17 protein-coding genes are annotated in these 17,782 nt (G+C 42.6%); 3 read left to right on the top strand and 14 right to left on the bottom strand.

The annotated features are described in order from the left end of the window. The first annotated feature begins 493 nt into the window (after positions 1-493). The gene (locus tag CHJ_RS04820) at positions 494-1,981 is read left to right on the top strand and encodes a sodium-dependent transporter (protein WP_171752889.1); all 1,488 of its coding nucleotides are present in this window, start codon (positions 494-496) and stop codon (positions 1,979-1,981) included. Continuing rightward, a complete protein-coding gene (locus CHJ_RS04815) occupies positions 1,981-2,076 on the top strand; it encodes a MetS family NSS transporter small subunit (RefSeq protein ID WP_171752890.1) in 96 nt (31 codons plus the stop codon). Before CHJ_RS04820 ends, CHJ_RS04815 begins: the two co-directional genes overlap by 1 nt. A gap of 97 nt (positions 2,077-2,173) precedes the next feature. On the opposite strand, the gene CHJ_RS04810 is transcribed toward CHJ_RS04815, so the two are convergent. The 3 genes from CHJ_RS04810 to CHJ_RS04800 are packed head-to-tail and all read right to left on the bottom strand — an operon-like array spanning position 2,174 to position 5,684. Then, complete coding sequence (locus CHJ_RS04810; protein WP_171752891.1) at positions 2,174-3,433, bottom strand: ABC transporter substrate-binding protein; 1,260 nt, start codon at positions 3,431-3,433, stop codon at positions 2,174-2,176. 45 nt (positions 3,434-3,478) lie between these two features. Continuing rightward, positions 3,479-4,975 carry an ATP-binding protein gene (locus CHJ_RS04805; RefSeq protein ID WP_317917014.1) on the bottom strand — a complete coding sequence of 499 codons (1,497 nt, stop codon included), beginning with the start codon at positions 4,973-4,975 and terminating at the stop codon, positions 3,479-3,481. Further along, on the bottom strand, positions 4,965-5,684 hold the full coding sequence (locus tag CHJ_RS04800) for a response regulator (protein ID WP_171752893.1): 720 nt from the start codon (positions 5,682-5,684) through the stop codon (positions 4,965-4,967). The genes CHJ_RS04805 and CHJ_RS04800 overlap by 11 nt, the downstream gene beginning before the upstream one ends. A gap of 603 nt (positions 5,685-6,287) precedes the next feature. Here CHJ_RS04800 and ptsG point away from each other — a divergent pair. Then, positions 6,288-7,676, top strand: coding sequence for a PTS glucose transporter subunit IIBC (gene ptsG / locus CHJ_RS04795; protein WP_171752894.1), 1,389 nt, complete (start codon positions 6,288-6,290; stop codon positions 7,674-7,676). 294 nt (positions 7,677-7,970) lie between these two features. Here ptsG and CHJ_RS04790 read toward each other — a convergent pair whose 3' ends face one another. The 11 genes from CHJ_RS04790 to plsX all read right to left on the bottom strand — a co-directional run bounded on the left by CHJ_RS04790 (position 7,971) and on the right by plsX (position 17,777). Beyond that, positions 7,971-8,738 (bottom strand): TatD family hydrolase, encoded by a 768-nt coding sequence (locus CHJ_RS04790; protein ID WP_317917013.1) that lies wholly within the window; start codon positions 8,736-8,738, stop codon positions 7,971-7,973. After that, positions 8,729-9,694, bottom strand: a complete 966-nt coding sequence (gene holB / locus CHJ_RS04785) for a DNA polymerase III subunit delta' (protein ID WP_317917012.1) — start codon at positions 9,692-9,694, stop codon at positions 8,729-8,731. Before holB ends, CHJ_RS04790 begins: the two co-directional genes overlap by 10 nt. A gap of 8 nt (positions 9,695-9,702) precedes the next feature. Then, the gene (gene tmk / locus CHJ_RS04780) at positions 9,703-10,338 is read right to left on the bottom strand and encodes a dTMP kinase (RefSeq protein ID WP_171752897.1); all 636 of its coding nucleotides are present in this window, start codon (positions 10,336-10,338) and stop codon (positions 9,703-9,705) included. Beyond that, positions 10,335-11,351 carry an endolytic transglycosylase MltG gene (gene mltG / locus CHJ_RS04775; protein ID WP_171752898.1) on the bottom strand — a complete coding sequence of 339 codons (1,017 nt, stop codon included), beginning with the start codon at positions 11,349-11,351 and terminating at the stop codon, positions 10,335-10,337. The genes tmk and mltG overlap by 4 nt, the downstream gene beginning before the upstream one ends. Continuing rightward, the gene (gene pabC / locus CHJ_RS04770; protein WP_317917011.1) at positions 11,348-12,151 is read right to left on the bottom strand and encodes an aminodeoxychorismate lyase; all 804 of its coding nucleotides are present in this window, start codon (positions 12,149-12,151) and stop codon (positions 11,348-11,350) included. The genes mltG and pabC overlap by 4 nt, the downstream gene beginning before the upstream one ends. A gap of 171 nt (positions 12,152-12,322) precedes the next feature. Further along, complete coding sequence (gene fabF / locus CHJ_RS04765; protein ID WP_171752900.1) at positions 12,323-13,564, bottom strand: beta-ketoacyl-ACP synthase II; 1,242 nt, start codon at positions 13,562-13,564, stop codon at positions 12,323-12,325. A gap of 96 nt (positions 13,565-13,660) precedes the next feature. Next, positions 13,661-13,894, bottom strand: coding sequence for an acyl carrier protein (gene acpP, locus CHJ_RS04760; RefSeq protein WP_004406112.1), 234 nt, complete (start codon positions 13,892-13,894; stop codon positions 13,661-13,663). A 165-nt stretch (positions 13,895-14,059) separates the two neighbouring features. Continuing rightward, complete coding sequence (fabG, locus tag CHJ_RS04755; RefSeq protein WP_171752901.1) at positions 14,060-14,797, bottom strand: 3-oxoacyl-ACP reductase FabG; 738 nt, start codon at positions 14,795-14,797, stop codon at positions 14,060-14,062. 13 nt (positions 14,798-14,810) lie between these two features. Continuing rightward, positions 14,811-15,734 (bottom strand): ACP S-malonyltransferase, encoded by a 924-nt coding sequence (fabD, locus tag CHJ_RS04750; protein WP_317917010.1) that lies wholly within the window; start codon positions 15,732-15,734, stop codon positions 14,811-14,813. Between the two features lie 55 nt (positions 15,735-15,789). After that, complete coding sequence (locus tag CHJ_RS04745) at positions 15,790-16,746, bottom strand: beta-ketoacyl-ACP synthase III (RefSeq protein ID WP_171752903.1); 957 nt, start codon at positions 16,744-16,746, stop codon at positions 15,790-15,792. A gap of 5 nt (positions 16,747-16,751) precedes the next feature. Then, on the bottom strand, positions 16,752-17,777 hold the full coding sequence (gene plsX / locus CHJ_RS04740; protein ID WP_317917009.1) for a phosphate acyltransferase PlsX: 1,026 nt from the start codon (positions 17,775-17,777) through the stop codon (positions 16,752-16,754). Positions 17,778-17,782 lie beyond the last annotated feature (5 nt).

Genomic DNA, 17,782 nt, shown 5'->3' with positions numbered 1-17,782 from the left:
TGTTGTGTTCCGTAGTCATAACAAAATGGGGAAATTTGAACATTTTTCAGTCGAACTCTCTATTAGCAACAACAGACATATAAACCACCACTAACTCTCAAGCAGGAATTAATAACCATGTATTAATATTTTTACCACTCATAACACTACTCACTAAGTAGTTTTAACATTTAAAGCACCACTTGTTATCATTTTTTAAACATCGCCTTTCTATTGCACTCATCAGATTAAAATTGTAATCTGCCCATAATGCGCAGCTGAATGTTTCAGTTTTCGCAAACACACATCGCAAAATTTAGATACATACTCTGAGTTTTACCGTTATCAGCAGAATAAAAAACCATAACATTTAAAAATGAGAGCTAGTTCAAACTGCTAACTTGTCATTTTCAGAGAATTTAATTTCATCATAAATGTTAACAATCCATTAATACAATATCTGCTTGATACCAGTAAAGCTTCATATCTCAGAGTCAAGTTGTAAGGAGTAATTATGAAGCGTGAACAATGGGGGTCCCGTGCAGGATTTATACTTGCCGCAGTAGGGTCCGCAATCGGCCTAGGAAACATATGGCGTTTTCCATACATGGCTTATGAGAATGGTGGTGGCGCCTTTTTTATCCCTTATCTTTTTGCCATGATCACCGCTGGTATCCCATTTATGATCTTAGAATTCAGTATGGGACAGAAGAACCGAGGCTCAGCACCAATTACGCTTAGCCGCATCAACGCAAAGTTTGAGTGGTTAGGTTGGTTCCAAATTGGTATTGCAGCCGTCATCGCCGTCTACTATGTTGCGGTTATCGGCTGGGCAATTTCCTACTTTGGCATGTCATTTACCCAAGCTTGGGGAACCGACACCAACGCCTTCTTCTTTAGTGAGTATTTAGCACTTGGCGACAACTCACCAACGAACCTTGGTAGCATCCAATGGGGTATTGCTGGCGCAATGCTTATTGCTTGGGGTATTACTTATTCGGCTATCGCCGGTGGTGTAAAAGCAGGTATTGAACGTGCATCTAAAATCATGATGCCGATTCTTTTCCTAATGGTGCTTTTCCTTATTGGTAGAATGATCTTCCTTCCTGGTGCACTAAATGGTGTTAACTATCTATTTGAACCTGACTTTAGCAAAATTATGGATGTTAAAGTTTGGGCAGCAGCATATGGACAGATATTCTTCACATTGAGTTTAGGCTTCGCCATCATGCTGGCTTATTCTAGCTATCTTCCTGAAAAGTCGGATATCACAAATAACGCCTTTATGACGGTGCTTATCAACTGTGGCTTCTCTATTCTTGCAGGTATCATGATCTTCTCTGTATTAGGCTACATGGCTGCAGAACAAGGTAAACCACTAACTGAAGTTGTTAGTGCAGGTGTCGGTCTAGCGTTTGTTACGCTTCCAGCGGCGATCAATCTTCTGCCAGCGCCTTATATCCTTGGGCCTCTATTCTTCCTAGCTTTGGTTGTTGCAGGTTTAAGCTCGCATATCTCTATTATCGAAGCGGTAACCTCAGCCATTATCGATAAGTTAGAAATGAGCCGTAAGAAAGCCGCGACCATTGTATGTGGTACAGGTTTTGTTATCTCACTAGCATTTGCAACTAACGGCGGATTACTACTACTTGATCTTGTTGACCACTTTGTAAACAACGTTGGTATCTTAACAAGCTGCCTAATTGAAATTGTACTGATGGCTTGGCTCGTTAAACTGTCTGACATTCGTCAATACGTGAACAAAGTATCCGATTTCACAGTCGGTGTTTGGTTTGAAATGTGTCTACGTTTTGTATCGCCAATCATGTTAGCCATTATTGTCGCCACTAAGTTTATCCACCTTATTAATGAAGGCTATGGTGGTTATGCTCAGTTTGAACTAATGACTCTAGGTTGGGGACTTATCGTCGCTTTAATCGCTGTTGGTGTCATTATCAACATGAACAGCCAACCACAAAAACCACTAGCGGAGGCACAATAATGACTACTGGTGCAATTATAATGATGATTATCGGCCTTGGTGTTACTTGGGGTGGAGCAGCATTTTGTATTAAGAAAGCGATGGACAAGCAGTAAATCCATCGGCTAATAGCGCAATGAAAAAAACCTCAATAGTATGACTATTGAGGTTTTTTATTTGAGGCGACTGAGGTATCAACCAAATAGATAACAGTTACATGGCGGCTTTTATTGCCCGAGCCAATCTATCCGGCGCCTTTTTAGGGTCGGCATCGGCATCGTTGAAAAAGTCTGAAACAACGCTAAAAATGGCATCTCGAACAAAGCTGGTAGTGGACATATTAGCAGACAAACTTGGTAACAAATTCTGTGAACCTTCAGACTGGCGAAAAGCTTCCATCGAAGCCACTGAACACTGATCAAATCGATCTAATGAGATATCAGCTCTAGCCGGTAATGAGCCTTTATTGAAGTTAAATGCTTCTTGGAAAGATTTAGACATGATCGTTTGAGCGAGTTGTGCTTTACCCTCTTTTGCCAGTTTGTTGTAGTGCTTAAAAAAGACAAAACTATCGATGTTATAACTGAACATATCTACTGTTCCAGGTGCTGGGACACAAAGGTAATCTTCACCCGGTACTTTTCCTGCCGCAGTAAACTCACCTTTCACCCAGTCTCCCATTAGCTGCATTGCTGCTTTACCTTCTATAACCATATCTGTCGCAGCATTCCATGTTCGTCCAAAAGAGGCTTTATCTATATAATTACGTAGTTGATGGAAACGACTGAACACCTCCACCATTTTTTCTCCCGATAAAGTATCCATGTCTAAATCTACAAAAGCTTTACGATAATCTTCTGCCCCCAAAACAGCCAATGCTATCGCTTCAAACAAGGTCGTGTCTTGCCACGGTTGTCCTCCGTGAGCTAATGGGATATATCCCGCCGCTTTGATTTTTTCAGCAACGGTAAAAAACTCTTCCAACGTCGTCGGGATGGATACACCGACTTCTGCAAATACATCAGGGTTTGCCCATAACCAGTTCACTCTATGTAAGTTGATAGGAACCGCGACATATTTCCCTTTAAACTTCATGATATCGGCTACAGATTTAGGCAGGACATTATCCCAATGCTCAGCGATAGCGACATCCTCGACATTGGTTAAAAAGCCTAGTTGCGCCCACTCTTGAATATCGTAACCTTTAATTTGAGCCGCAGTAGGAGGATTACCGGATACGGCTCTCGCTTTAAGCACCATCATGGCGCTTTCACCGCCACCACCTGCCACGGCAAAGTCTTTCCATGTGTAACCTTTGCTTTCCATGACCTCTTTGAGTAACTCTGCTGAACGAGCTTCTCCTCCAGACGTCCACCAGTGCAGAACTTCCAGTTCATTGGCAACAGCCAGATTTGTCGCTAACAGTAATCCGCCTAGAGATATGCCACTTAGCGATAAAAGCTTTCTATACATGTTACTTTTCCTCAAGTGCTCGCACCTTTTTCATTTAACTACGAGCTAACGTACAGCTGCAATAGGGAGGCTAACGCAAACTCGTAAGCCCCCTTGTTGTAAATTGCATATGGTTAGGTCCCCGCCATGGGCATGAGCAATACTTCTCGCGATCCCCATACCTAGACCATGCCCTTCATCATCTTTTGCCAAGCGAAAATAGGGCTTAAAAACATCTTCGATTAACGTGTCTGGGATCCCCGGACCTTTATCATCAATAATAATCTCTACTGAGTCATCCGACTTTGTTAACACGATATTGACTTCATTTCCGTATTTGACGCCATTATTAATAATATTGGTCAAACAACGTTTTAATGCTAATGGTTTGCATACAAATGGAAGCGCATCAACCGACGCGATCTGAACATTTTCTCTATCGCGATTATGATGCTCTGCTATGCCCTCTATCATGTCCACTAAATCAACTTCATCCAGGTTCTCATGAATGTCAGTATCCTTAACGGTTTGTAACGCGCCTTTTACCATTAATTCCAACTCATCCAGATCTCGATTAAATTTTAAACCTCTCTGGTCATCTTCAATTAACTCTGAACGTATTCTAAGGCGAGTAATGGGTGTTTTTAAATCGTGAGAAATAGCACTAAATAGCCTTTCTCTGTCCTCTATATGCCTTCCAAGTCGCATTTGCATTCGGTTGAAAGCTCGTGTTGCCGTCACTAACTCCGATGCCCCCTCTTCCACTAGCGGAGGTTGATCAATATCCATACTTAGCGCATTCGCAGCCTGTGCGAGACGTTTTAGCGGTTTAACCTGCAGGCGTATCATAAAATAAGTTAAGGTCATCAATAGTGCTGTAATAAACAGGATAAAGAATACTTGTTGATTAGAGAGCACTTCATCTTCCAGCATGACATACGGTGAAGGAAGTAATGCGGCAATATAGAGCCATTCATTCTTTGCCAGTTCAATTTGCACCACCAATATTGGTGGATTAAGAGGCTCTAAACTCAAGGTATAATGAGCCCACGATTTAGGAAGATCGCTGAGTAAGGTATCGTTACTAAGAACATGTAAATTATCCGGCAGAGAAAATTGAACATTAATTTGGTTTAGACCCGGTAATTTTTCCATCAATATAGTTTCGAACACCTCAATGGCTGTACGTTTCATCTCATTATTTGCTACAGGATCGATCGTAATCTCTTCTTCATTGAAAGAGACAAAAAACCGCGTGCCACCCATATTCCGCAATTGGTCCAGAACAATATGACGATATTGTTGTGGTAGAGACTGAAAAAAATTTGCCGTTGACGCAAAGTTATTCGCCATACTTATAGAGGTCGATTTTAACCCTTCTAGTTCCCGATATTTAGATTGGGTATACCAAATAGCCGTAGCAATAAGCTGAGCAAATATGACAGAGAGTAACGTAAGCCAAAGAGTACGAGACACCAATGAACGCGGAACGATTCGCCTTAAACGCTCTTTGCTCGCTTGATACACTGTTTTTAGCCAATGAACAGGCTCATTAACTGTCATATATGACATCCGCCGCCAATATGTAGCCATCACCACGCATGGTTTTAATCAATTTAGGTTTTTTACCACTATCACCGAGTTGATTACGAAGTCGGCTTAACTGCACATCTAAACCTCGTTCTGTCGGCAGTGCATTACGTCCCTTCATCACTTGCGAAATACTGTCTCTATCTAAAATTTGGTTAGGATGATCTAGGAACAACATCAACAAAGTAAAATCTTTACCCGACAATTCAATTTCATTGCCGGTATCTATATCCGTTAACGTATGAGTTCGGACATGGAGAGTCCAGTTTGAAAACGTAATGCGCTGCGGTTTCGCTTTAGGCACTTCCACTGCACGAGTACGCCGTAGCATGGCTTTAATTCTGGCGGTTAATTGACGAGGACTGAATGGTTTTGCCACATAATCATCCGCACCAATTTCCAAACCCACTATTTGATCGGTTTCATCTGAAACAGCCGTAAGCATAATGATAGGCACATTAGAAGAACGACGAATATACTGGCAAAGGGAGAAACCGTCTTCTCCAGGCAGCATTACATCTAACAAAATAAGATCAGGCTCCCCTTCTAATAAGTGGCGTTTCATCTCTTCACCTTCAGAGGCTAAGACAACCGTATATCCTGCTCGTGTCAAATACTCATCGAGTAATTCACGAATTTCCTGATCATCATCGACAACTAGAATTCGTTTCTTTGCATACATGCTTATGTTCTCCTCCAATGCGTCAACAAATTATATAGATAATCTCGAAAGGAGATGCCATTCATTCGATTATCTTTCTTGAACTGACCCTATTGATGCCACTCTGAATCCTGCACCTTGAGGTCACTTGAGTATAATCATTACTTATGCTTTCGTCAGCGGCAAGACAAACTACCTAATCTAACCATCCGCTAACCTTGCCATATAAACCTCATTATTCACTATAATGAGCATGATAAATAACTAAAACATCTCAAAACTGGAATATCATTCTGTATAAAAATGCGTAATTTCACCCTATAACCTAAATTTACCACATTATTACCGTCGCATTGCGCTATGTTACCTTTTGTTACATCCAGCGTGACCACCGACCCGAAAAAATATTTCAAGAACCACTATTATATTCTCAGTCGGTGAACATATTCATTTAAAGAAATCTAAAAAGAAACCTTCAATAAATAAGAAAGTTTATTTTTGGACTATATAAATATGCCAACTATTATTTAATTAATTACTAACAATAGTTATATCCACATTTTTGATAAGTAATTAACAAAAACACATTTTATTATTATCTCAGAAAGTTATAACGGGGGTTATATGGACTTTTTTAGTACTATGCAAAAAATGGGGCGCAGCCTCATGCTACCTGTGGCGTGTATGCCTGCAGCTGGTATTTTACTCGGTATTGGTGGTAACTCAGAAGTTGCTAAGTTTTTACCTGAAATCGTAGCACAAGTAATGACCGAGGCCGGTCTGGGTGTGTTTGCAAACATGGCACTGTTGTTTGCAATCGGTGTAGCTCTTGGTTTTACAAAAAATGATGGCGTAGCGGCTCTAGCAGCGGCACTAGGTTACCTAACAATGACTCGCGTATTGGGTGTTGTTGCTGAAGGTACTGATACTGGGGTATTTGGTGGTGTCATTATGGGTCTGGTTGCGGCCGAACTCTTTAACCGTTACCACACTATCAAGCTTCCTACTTACTTAGGATTCTTCGGTGGTAAACGTTTTGTTCCTATCGTCACCTCTCTAGCTGCGTGTATTGTTGCTGCTATCCTAGCGGTTGTATGGCAACCAATTGGTGCAGGTATCGCTCTATTCTCTGAGTGGGCTGCATATCAGTCTCCAGAAGTAGCCTTTGGTATCTACGGTATTGTTGAACGCTCTCTAATCCCATTCGGCCTACACCACATCTGGAACGCACCTTTCTTCTATGAAGTTGGTGAATTCACAACAGCAGCTGGTGAAGTTGTTCGCGGTGAAATCCCTCGCTACCTTGCTGGTGACCCAACTGCTGGTAACCTAGCTGGTGGTTACATGTTCAAGATGTTTGGTCTACCTGCTGCGTGTCTAGCAATGTATGTAACAGCGAAAAGCGATAAGCAAAAACTGGTTGCTTCTATCCTTGGCTCTGCTGCTCTAACATCATTCCTAACTGGTATTACTGAACCAATCGAATTTGCGTTCCTATTCGTTGCGCCTCTACTATATGTTGTTCACGCTCTACTTGCGGGTTCTGCTTTCGTAGTAATGATTGTTCTTGGTATCAAACACGGTACTACTTTCAGCCACGGTCTATTTGACTTCACGCTACTGTTCGGTCACTCAACTAACGGTTGGATGCTACCTCTTGTTGGTCTTGTTTATGCTGCAATCTACTTCACAGTATTTGTGTTCTTGATTAAAGCCTTTAATCTTCAAACTCCAGGACGTGAAGATGAAAGCGAGTCAAAAGTACAAGCAGACACAAGCAGCGATGAGCTTGCTATGAACATCACAGCGGCATTTGGTGGTAAAGAGAACATCAAAGACCTAGAAGCATGTATCACTCGTCTACGTGTTACTGTAAATGATGGTTCTAAAGTTGATACAGATAAACTGAAACAACTTGGTGCTGCTGGTGTATTTGTTAAAGGTGATAACTTCCAAGCGGTATTTGGTACTCACTCAGAGATTATCAAAGGTCAAATGGAAGCACTTGCTTAATTTGAAATAATAAAAGGCCAGTATCCCTATAACTGGTCTTTTAAATTATAAGCCCAAGTATTATTTATACTTGGGCTTTTATTTATATGGGAAATAAAAAATATAATATTACTCACTAATGCAATATACAGAAAACCGATTTTTAATAAGTGAATTATCAGAAAAACTGTAGTATCAAAAAATAAAAAACCGCGATTTACGTCGCGGCTATATTTTTAAGTAACAGACCCTAGTTAGTTGTTTAGCGAGAGTTTATCGCCATGAGTTCAAGCATTGATTGAAAACATAATCACTCTAGGATAAGAACAATTTTCTAAAATTGTCAGTGGTTTTTTGTGCAACTTCTGTAAGAGAGATATTTTTCAATTGAGCAATATACTGAGCAACCTCAACAACATAAGCCGGTTGATTCTGCTTTCCTCTATGAGGAACGGGGGCCAGATAAGGCGAATCCGTTTCAATTAACAAGCGTTCTATCGGCAGTGCTTTTACAACGTCTTTGAGCTGCGTCGCTTGTCGGAAAGTAACAATACCTGAGATAGAAATATAAAAACCGAGCGACATCGCTTGCTCTGCAAATGCCATATCTTCGGTAAAACAGTGGATAACGCCGCCACAGTTCTGCGCATTACCCTCTCTAAGTATTGCTAATGTATCTTCTCTGGCATCACGAGTATGAATAATCAGCGGTTTATTCAGTTTCACCGCCAGAGCAACTTGCTGTTCAAATCGTTCTCTTTGTAACACAGCAGTTTCAGGTTGATAATGGTAATCCAGCCCGGTCTCACCGATCGCCACAACTTTACTATGATTGGCGTACTCTTCTAACATCTGCAATGAAAAATCGCTTTCCACGTCCAGTGGATGAACCCCACAAGAAGCATAAACATTACTATGCGGTTCAATCATTTCTATCATGGCAGGGAATGCATCTAATGTAACGCCAACAGACAGCAGCTCTGTCACCTTCGCCTGTTGTGCTTTACTTATAACGTCATTCACGTCGCTATGTAACGACTCATAGTTAAGCTTATCGAGATGACAATGGGAATCTACGAACATAAGTCCTCTTGAAGTTCTATTAACCAATTGGTGAGCAATAACTCCTGATTGAGACCAGAAAAAGTAGTGAACTGATGAGTTAACTCAGCTAGAGCAGTTGACGCTTTGTAAGCCGATTGATAAGGAACAACGGTCATCAACTCTTTACTAAGGGAGCACAAACCTATCTCTTCAATTGCAAAGTGCCTTTTCTGGATATCTGACAGAATAATCGCCAGCCAATTTAAACGTGCTAAAAAATCGTCCTTAAGCAGGAGATAAATAGATGAATAATGACAACTATCACCGGCAAGCAGATCAAATAGTGCCTGTTGCAACGTTAAAAAATGTTGATATTGGCCACTTTCAAAAAATTGCAGCGATTGTAACGGTGCGTAATTATTAAGACGAATACCGGTGTGGTTGATCTCTACATCACTTTCCGACTTGAGCCATAAGTAAACTTGTTCTATATCTGGCTGAGCGACCTGCCATTTCTGACAACGACTTATAATGGTTGGCAACAAAGCATTCTTATTGGTCGTCAGTAGTAAAAAGACACAGTTTTCCGAGGGCGATTCAAGGGTTTTTAGTAATGCGTTAGACGCCGACTCATTCATTGCTTCAGCAGGAGAGATGATAATGACTCGCTTACCGCCAAGCTGAGATGACTGCTGAGCCCATTTATTGCATTCTCTAACTTGGTCTACGGTAATAGATTTACCCGATTTTTCAGCAACAACCCAATGCACATCAGGATGATTTCCTGATTGAGTAAGCGCACAAGAGTGACAAAAACCGCATGGTTCAGATGTCGAATGGCTACACACTAACGTGTGCGCAAAATGTTTAGCTAACTCAGGCAACCCCGTTCCTTTTGGCGCACTACAAAGCATCGCACCAGAAACAGAGTCTGTTTCACTCAAGTTCTGCCATTTTAACCAAACCGGCTCTAGCCAAGGATAGACATTTTGCATAAAGGAAGTTACCCGTTGTCCTTTAACCATAAGTTCAAGGCCTGATATATGCTCGCTTCTACTTGCTCAATACTCTGGCTAGCATCGATCACTTTTACTGAGTCATCATTGGCTGCCAACTCTAGGTAGCGAGCTCTAGAGCGATCAAAAAAGCTGATATCCATCTTTTCTATTCTGTCTAGTTCACCACGGCCTCTCGCTCTCTCAAGCCCTAATCGAGGGTCGAGATCTAAATAAAGAGTAAAGTCTGGCTTAAATGCGCCAAGTGTTGCTTGCTTCAGATTACTCATCACTTTAGGGTCAATTTGGCGACCTCCGCCCTGATAAGCTTGAGAAGACATATCATGCCTATCTCCAACAACCCAATGCCCTTTATCAAGCGCGGGTTTAATCACATTTTCCACCAGTTGTACCCGAGCGGCATAAATAAGAAGCAGTTCCGTCATATCCTGCAGAACTTCGCCTTCATGCTCCTCTTTTACCAAGGCTCGCATTTTTTCGGCCAACACAGTACCGCCCGGCTCGCGAGTATTAACAATATTGGAAATACCGTGCTGAGATAATGTCTCTTTAATAGCAGCAATGGCGGTGCTTTTTCCAGCCCCTTCAAGGCCTTCTACAACGATAAATTTGGCGTTATTCATTTTTTCTTTCTTAATTGTTTTAGGTACTGTTGTACAGCACGATTATGATCTTTTAAGTTTTTCGAAAACACATGACCACCAAGACCACTGGCAACAAAATAGAGGTAGTTACTGCTAATAGGCTGGAGTGCTGCTTCTATGGATGATTTACCCACCATGGCAATAGGCGTTGGTGGTAATCCATTAATAACATAGGTGTTATACGCAGTACGAGTTTGAAGATCTTTTTTGCGAATATTGCCGTTATATTTATCACCCATGCCATAGATAACCGTAGGATCCGTTTGCAAACGCATACCTCGTTTTAGACGATTGATAAAGACAGAGGATACAGTGGCTCTTTCAGACTCTATTGCTGTTTCTTTCTCAATAATAGACGCCAAAATTAGCGCCTCATACTCTGATGCTAGAGGTAACCCTTCTTGGCGTCCATCCCAGCTAGCCGCCAGCACCTCTTTTAAATCTCGATGTGCTCGTTTTAGAATATCTAAATCAGACATACCAGCAGTGTAATGGTAGGTCTCAGCAAGAAATAGCCCCTCTAACTTCTTCTGCGGTATCGCTAACCGTTCCGCTATCTCCTGCTCTGTTAATTGTTCAATTTTCTGCTGCAAGTATTCAGCTTGCTTCAAGCTTTCACGCCATTCGGTAAATCGGCTACCTTCTACAAACGTAATGGCAAATTGATGCTCTTTACCTTTGGCGATAAACAACAGCATATCAGCCAGTGTCATCTCAGGCTGTATGAGAAAAGTGCCCGCCTTAATATGAGTCAGTTCCGGCTGAAAACGACGCAGCAAACTCGAGTACTGATTAGCTACAATCCAACTCTGTTGCTCTAACTGCTTAAGTAATGAGGAAAAGCTGCTACCACTTTTAATGGTAATAATGGTGGCTTCAGTGATTTGTATACTCTGATTGGCATACTCTTCTGTCTGCTTTTTGACAAAAAGATAACCGCCGCCTGCAAGTAACACAGCCAGCAGCAAAAGTAATGTAATTTTTTTAATCACGAAGTTAACGTCTCCTGAAAATATCGTGTTTTGCTTCCTACAACGAAGCTTTGATGATCAATATTAATAATGGGGGCAACCGTCAACAAAGCATTGGTCATAAATACTTCGTCAGCCGCCATAATATCAGCCAAAACATAGTCCGCCACGTTAACCGTTAGACCTATCGCTTTAGCCTCTTGCAGCACTTTATAACGAGCGATACCTGTTACTCCACATAAAGAGAGATTTGGGGTATATAGCACTTCATCTTTTAGCCAAAAAAGATTCGCCATTGTTGTTTCAATGACATTATCTTGAATATCTAACACCAGCGCGTCTTGATGACCAAGCTTGTCGGCTTCAGCTTTAAGGAGTACTTGTTCTAAACGGTTATTGTGCTTGTGGCCCGCCAATAATGGTGAGTGACCTAACCTCGATGGACAAATACCAAGGCTGACACCTTGTTGCTGCCAGTTAAGATAGTGTGCAGGATAAGCAAACGAACTAATGGTTACCACCACATTATGTGCGCCTGTCGGGCTGTATCCACGTCCCCCACTTCCTCGGCTAACATGCAACTTTACACCAGCCCTTAATGCTGAATTAGCTGCCTTCTTTACCCACAGCTTAACTCGCTCCCAGTCCGGCGACGCAATATTTAACAGATCCAAACAAGATTGCATCCGCTGAGTATGTAGCGCCCAATCGAGAGGCTCTCCTGTGGCGGTTAGTATGGTGGTAAAACAACCATCACCGTATTGAAATGAACGATCATCCGCAGGAATTGTGGCTGATGGTTCTCCATTTACCCAAATCATTCCTTTCTACCCTATTGGCTACAGACCGCTAGCCAATACTTTAACTAAGCAGCCGCTGGTCGATTTTGTACAGCGGCTAATGTTAACAGAAAATGCGCCTACCCTATGCAAAAAAAAACGGCTCGATATTTTTAATCGGCCGTTCTTTCATCAACAGATAGGGAAACTTGGTTAGATTTTCTTAAAAATCAATGAACCGTTTGTGCCACCAAAACCAAACGAGTTACAAAGCGCATATTCCATATCGACTTTACGAGCAGTATGAGGCACTAAGTCTAGATCACAACCTTCGTCAGGATTATCTAAGTTAATAGTTGGCGGTACAATTTGATCAACCAATGCCATTGCCGTAATAATCGCTTCTACCGAACCTGCGGCACCCAATAAGTGACCCGTCATAGATTTGGTTGATGATACTAATACCGTTTTCGCTGCTTCTTCACCGATTGCACGTTTAACACCACGCAATTCAGCCACATCACCAGCAGGGGTAGAGGTACCATGAGCATTGATATAACCGATTTGCTCGCCAGTAATACCAGCATCGCGCATCGCCGCTTCCATGGCTAACGCACCACCAGAGCCGTCTTCACTCGGCGCTGTCATATGGTAAGCATCACCACTCATTCCAAAACCAACCACTTCGCAGTAAATTTTAGCGCCACGTGCTTTAGCGTGTTGGTACTCTTCAAGTACCATTACACCAGCTCCATCACCAAGAACAAAGCCGTCACGGTCTTTATCCCAAGGACGAGACGCTTTCTGCGGTTCATCATTACGGCTAGAAAGAGCTTTAGCGGCAGCAAAACCACCCATACCTAATGGCGTCGATGCTTTCTCTGCACCACCTGCCACCATCGCATCAGCATCGCCATAAGCGATCATACGAGCAGCATGGCCGATATTGTGTAAACCTGTAGTACAAGCGGTAGAGATAGCGATATTAGGGCCACGTAAACCTTTCATGATCGACAAATGACCAGCGATCATATTGACGATTGTGGAAGGCACAAAAAATGGGCTGATCTTACGGGGACCTTTATTGACTAACGCAGCGTGACCTGTTTCGATCAGACCTAGGCCACCAATGCCTGAGCCAATCGCAACACCAACACGTGCTGCACTCTCTTCTGTGACAGACAAGCCTGAATCATCTAGCGCTTGTATTCCTGCAGCAATGCCGTATTGGATAAACAGATCCATCTTACGAGCATCTTTTTTGGACATATACTCTTCGCTGTTAAAGTCTTTAACTAAACCAGCAAAACGAGTAGTGAATTCGGATGTATCAAAGTGTTCGATATTTACAATACCACTTTGACCTTCTAGCAGGGCCTTCCATGAAGATTCTACGCTGTTACCTACCGGTGACAACATACCCATGCCAGTGACAACGACACGACGCTTGGACACGATTTTACTCTCCGGGATTGAATAAATGATAAGTGAGGATAAAAGAATTTTAGATAAAACTCAGGCGGTCTAGAGCGACCGCCTGGGAGAGAACTATTACTGAGCGCTGTTTACGTAGTCGATAGCAGCTTGAACAGTAGTGATTTTCTCAGCTTCTTCATCTGGGATTTCAGTGTCGAACTCTTCTTCTAGAGCCATTACAAGCTCAACAGTGTCTAGAGAATCAGCACCTAGATCATCAACGAAAGAAGCTTCGTTCTTAACTTCAGCTTCGTCTACACCTAGTTGTTCAACAATGATTTTCTTTACGCGTTCTTCGATGTTGCTCATTTTTTCTTTTCCTTTACAGACTTCGCACTATGCGACGTTTTTCCGTAGTTTATTCAAACTATAAAAAGTTGCAAGACTGACCATGCTGGTCAAACCACAATCTTCACGATTTTAACTGAAATTTTTACTAAAGTTGACTTAAATCATGCATAAATACGCATAAATTTAAACCATGTACATTCCGCCATTCACATGAAGCGTCTCGCCAGTAATATAGGCGGCCTCTGGAGAAGCTAAAAATGCAACCGCTGCTGCGATTTCACGTGGGTCACCCAAGCGACCACTTGGCACTTGAGATAATGTAGCAGCACGCTGCTCATCATTCAGTGCTTTTGTCATATCGGTTTCAATAAAACCCGGTGCAACAGTATTTACCGTCACACCACGAGAAGCGACTTCTCTCGCCATAGATTTAGTGAAGCCAATAACACCTGCTTTTGCTGCTGCGTAATTGGTTTGGCCAGCGTTGCCCATAGTACCAACAACAGAACCAACATTAATGATACGCCCGTTACGTTTTTTCATCATTCCACGCAAAACTGCTTTAGAAAGACGGAAAATCGCCGTCAGGTTAGTATCCATGATATCTGTCCACTCGTCATCTTTCATACGCATCAACAAGTTATCGCGGGTAATACCTGCATTATTAACCAGAATATCTAAACCACCAAATTCATCAGTGATTTTTTTCAATACTAATTGTATTGATTCAGGTTCAGTCACATTTAAGGCCAAACCTTTACCATTTTCGCCCAAATACTCGCTAATAGCATTTGCACCATTTTCACTAGTAGCCGTGCCAATAACTATGGCACCACGTTCTACAAGAAGTTCCGCAATAGCACGGCCAATACCACGACTGGCTCCGGTTACTAACGCAATTTTACCTTCAAGATTATTCATCTGTTTCTCACACTTATTTTGCAGCATCAAAGCCAGCAGGGTCATTAACCGCAGCAGCTGTCATAGATTTAACAATTCGCTTAGTCAAACCAGTCAATACTTTGCCCGGACCAAGTTCATACAGTTTTTCTACTCCAGACTCGTTCATTTTCACTACACCCTCAGTCCAACGTACTGGGCTGTATAGTTGACGAACAAGCGCATCTTTAATTTTGGCAGGATCCGTTTCTGCAATAACATCAACGTTATTAATCACTGGGATCTGCGCTGGTTTTACTTCAATCTCTTCCAATGCAATGGCAAGCTTTTCTGCCGCTGGCTTCATTAAAGCACAGTGAGATGGAACAGACACAGGCAACGGTAATGCGCGCTTAGCGCCCGCTTCTTTACATAGAGCACCAGCTCGTTCAACAGCCGCTTTATTACCTGCAATCACAACTTGCCCAGGTGAGTTGTAGTTTACCGGAGAAACCACTTCACCTTGCGCTGCCTCTTCACACGCTTTAGCGATACTTGCGTCATCCAAACCAATGATGGCATACATGGCACCAACACCTGCTGGAACTGCTTCTTGCATTAACTGGCCACGAAGCTCAACTAATTTTATCGCTTGTTTAAAATCTAATACGCCAGCACAAACCAGAGCTGAGTATTCACCTAGGCTGTGACCCGCCAAATTTTCAGGTTGTGCCAGCCCTTGCTCTTGCCATACACGCCAGATAGCAACAGAAGACGCTAACAGTGCAGGTTGAGTACGGAATGTTTCATTTAAATCTTCTACCGGGCCTTGTTGAATTAATGCCCATAAATCGTATCCCAGCGCTTCCGATGCTTCAGCAAAGGTCTGTTTCACGATTTCAAATTGTTCACCTAACTCCGCAAGCATACCTAGGGCTTGAGAGCCTTGGCCTGGGAATACGATAGCAAACTTGCTCATAGCTTTATTTCCTTAAGCAAATAATAATGAAAAGAGGAGCTGTTTCTCAACTCATCTAAAACTTAATTAGTGCAGAGCCCCAAGTGAAGCCGCCACCAAACGCTTCTAACAATACCGTTTGACCACGTTTAATTCGTCCGTCTCGAACCGCTTCATCCAATGCCGTTGGCACGGTTGCAGCCGAGGTATTTCCGTGACGATCTAACGTTACAACCACTTGTTCCATTGGCAGTGACAGTTTTTTCGCCGTAGCTGAAATAATACGGTAATTGGCTTGATGAGGAACGAGCCAGTCGAGTTCCGACTTATCCATGCCGTTGGCTTTTAATGTCTCTTTTACTAAGCGAGACAATTGGGTAACCGCCACTTTAAACACTTCATTTCCCGCCATGTGAAGCCACGTATTGATGTCTTCCTGATTGCGGCGAGATGGGTACCTCAGACTGAGTAGTTCGCCAAAGCGACCATCAGCATTGATGTGAGTGGATAAAATACCTGGCTCTTCGCTGGCAGAGATAACAACCGCACCAGCACCATCACCAAATAAAATAATGGTAGAACGATCACTTGGATCACAGGTTTTAGAGAGTGTATCTGAGCCAACAACAAGAATATTTTTACATATACCCGATTTAATGTGTTGATCAGCCACTGAAAGCGCATAAACAAAACCAGAACAGGCGGCAGCCATATCAAATGCAGGACAATGCTTAATCCCAAGATTAGCTTGAACCTGACACGCAGCAGATGGGAATGCGTGTGAACCACTGGTCGTCGCGACAATAATCATATCAATATCGTCTTTGTCTAGCCCTGCCATATCAATCGCATTTTGCGCCGCTATAGTAGCCATATCGGCAACAGTTTCGTCTGGAGCTGAAATACGACGTTCTTTGATACCCGTTCTTGCGACAATCCACGCATCGTCGGTGTCTACCATTTTCTCTAAATCTGCATTTGAACGCACTTGAGATGGCAGATAGCTGCCTGTTCCTAAAATTCTACTAAACATGAAGACTAATAATGCCTCTCGAGTAAAACCGCTTCTAAGCGATCGCTAATACGGCTTGGTACTTGTCTTTTGACTTCGTGTACCGCCTCACCAATAGCATTGATAATAGCAGTAACATCTGCACTTCCGTGACTTTTTATCACAATGCCGCGCAATCCTAACAAACTTGCGCCATTATACTGGTCGGGGTTCAGGGTTTTTAGCTCATTAAATAACTCTGAAAACAGTTTTCTTGCTACCCAACCTTTAAAACTTGACGCCATCATATGAGCTTTAAGCTTGCCTAAAAACAGATGGGCAACCCCTTCCGAGGTTTTTAAGCATACATTGCCGACAAAGCCATCACATACAACCACATCAGCAGCATCATCAAATAACTGATCACCTTCAATGTAACCAGTAAAGTTAATGGATTTTGTTTGGCTGAGCATCTCTGCACAACGTTTTACCAAGTCATTGCCTTTTATCTCTTCTTCTCCAATGTTAAGAATTGCCACTCTAGGAGGAGAAGATAAATGCTCTTGTGCCAGCGCGCTGCCCATCACGGCAAACTGGAATAAAGTATCCGCGTCCACGGACACATTGGCCCCTAAATCTAACATCCAGGTTTTCCTAGCCTGTGCGGTAGGTAGAGCAGACACCAATGCTGGTCTCTCTATGCCGGGAAGCAATTTAAGTCGAAAACGAGAAAGGGCCATCAAAGCCCCGGTATTGCCACCACTAAGGCATGCATCAGCGCCACCATCGGCAACAAGATCTAACGCAATACGCATGGATGTGCCATCACTGTTACGTAAGGCTAAAGAGGGTTTTTCTGAATTGGCAATAATACGTTCGCTATGCTGAATAGCCAAACGTTGATTCGGTGACTGTCCTAATTGGGTAAGTTGAGATGTGATCGAAGATTGATCACCAACTAGGATCACTTTTAGCTCTGGGAAATGTGACAATGCCTGCACGGCGGCAGGCACTGTTACGCGAGGACCAAAGTCCCCGCCCATTGCATCAAGTGCAACGGTAATAGTTTGCAAAGGTT

The sequence above is a fragment of the Vibrio sp. MACH09 genome, assembly GCF_033238805.1.
GTDB lineage: Bacteria > Pseudomonadota > Gammaproteobacteria > Enterobacterales > Vibrionaceae > Vibrio.
Note: the sequence above shows the minus strand (reverse complement) of the source record. Positions and strands in the feature narration are given on the sequence as shown.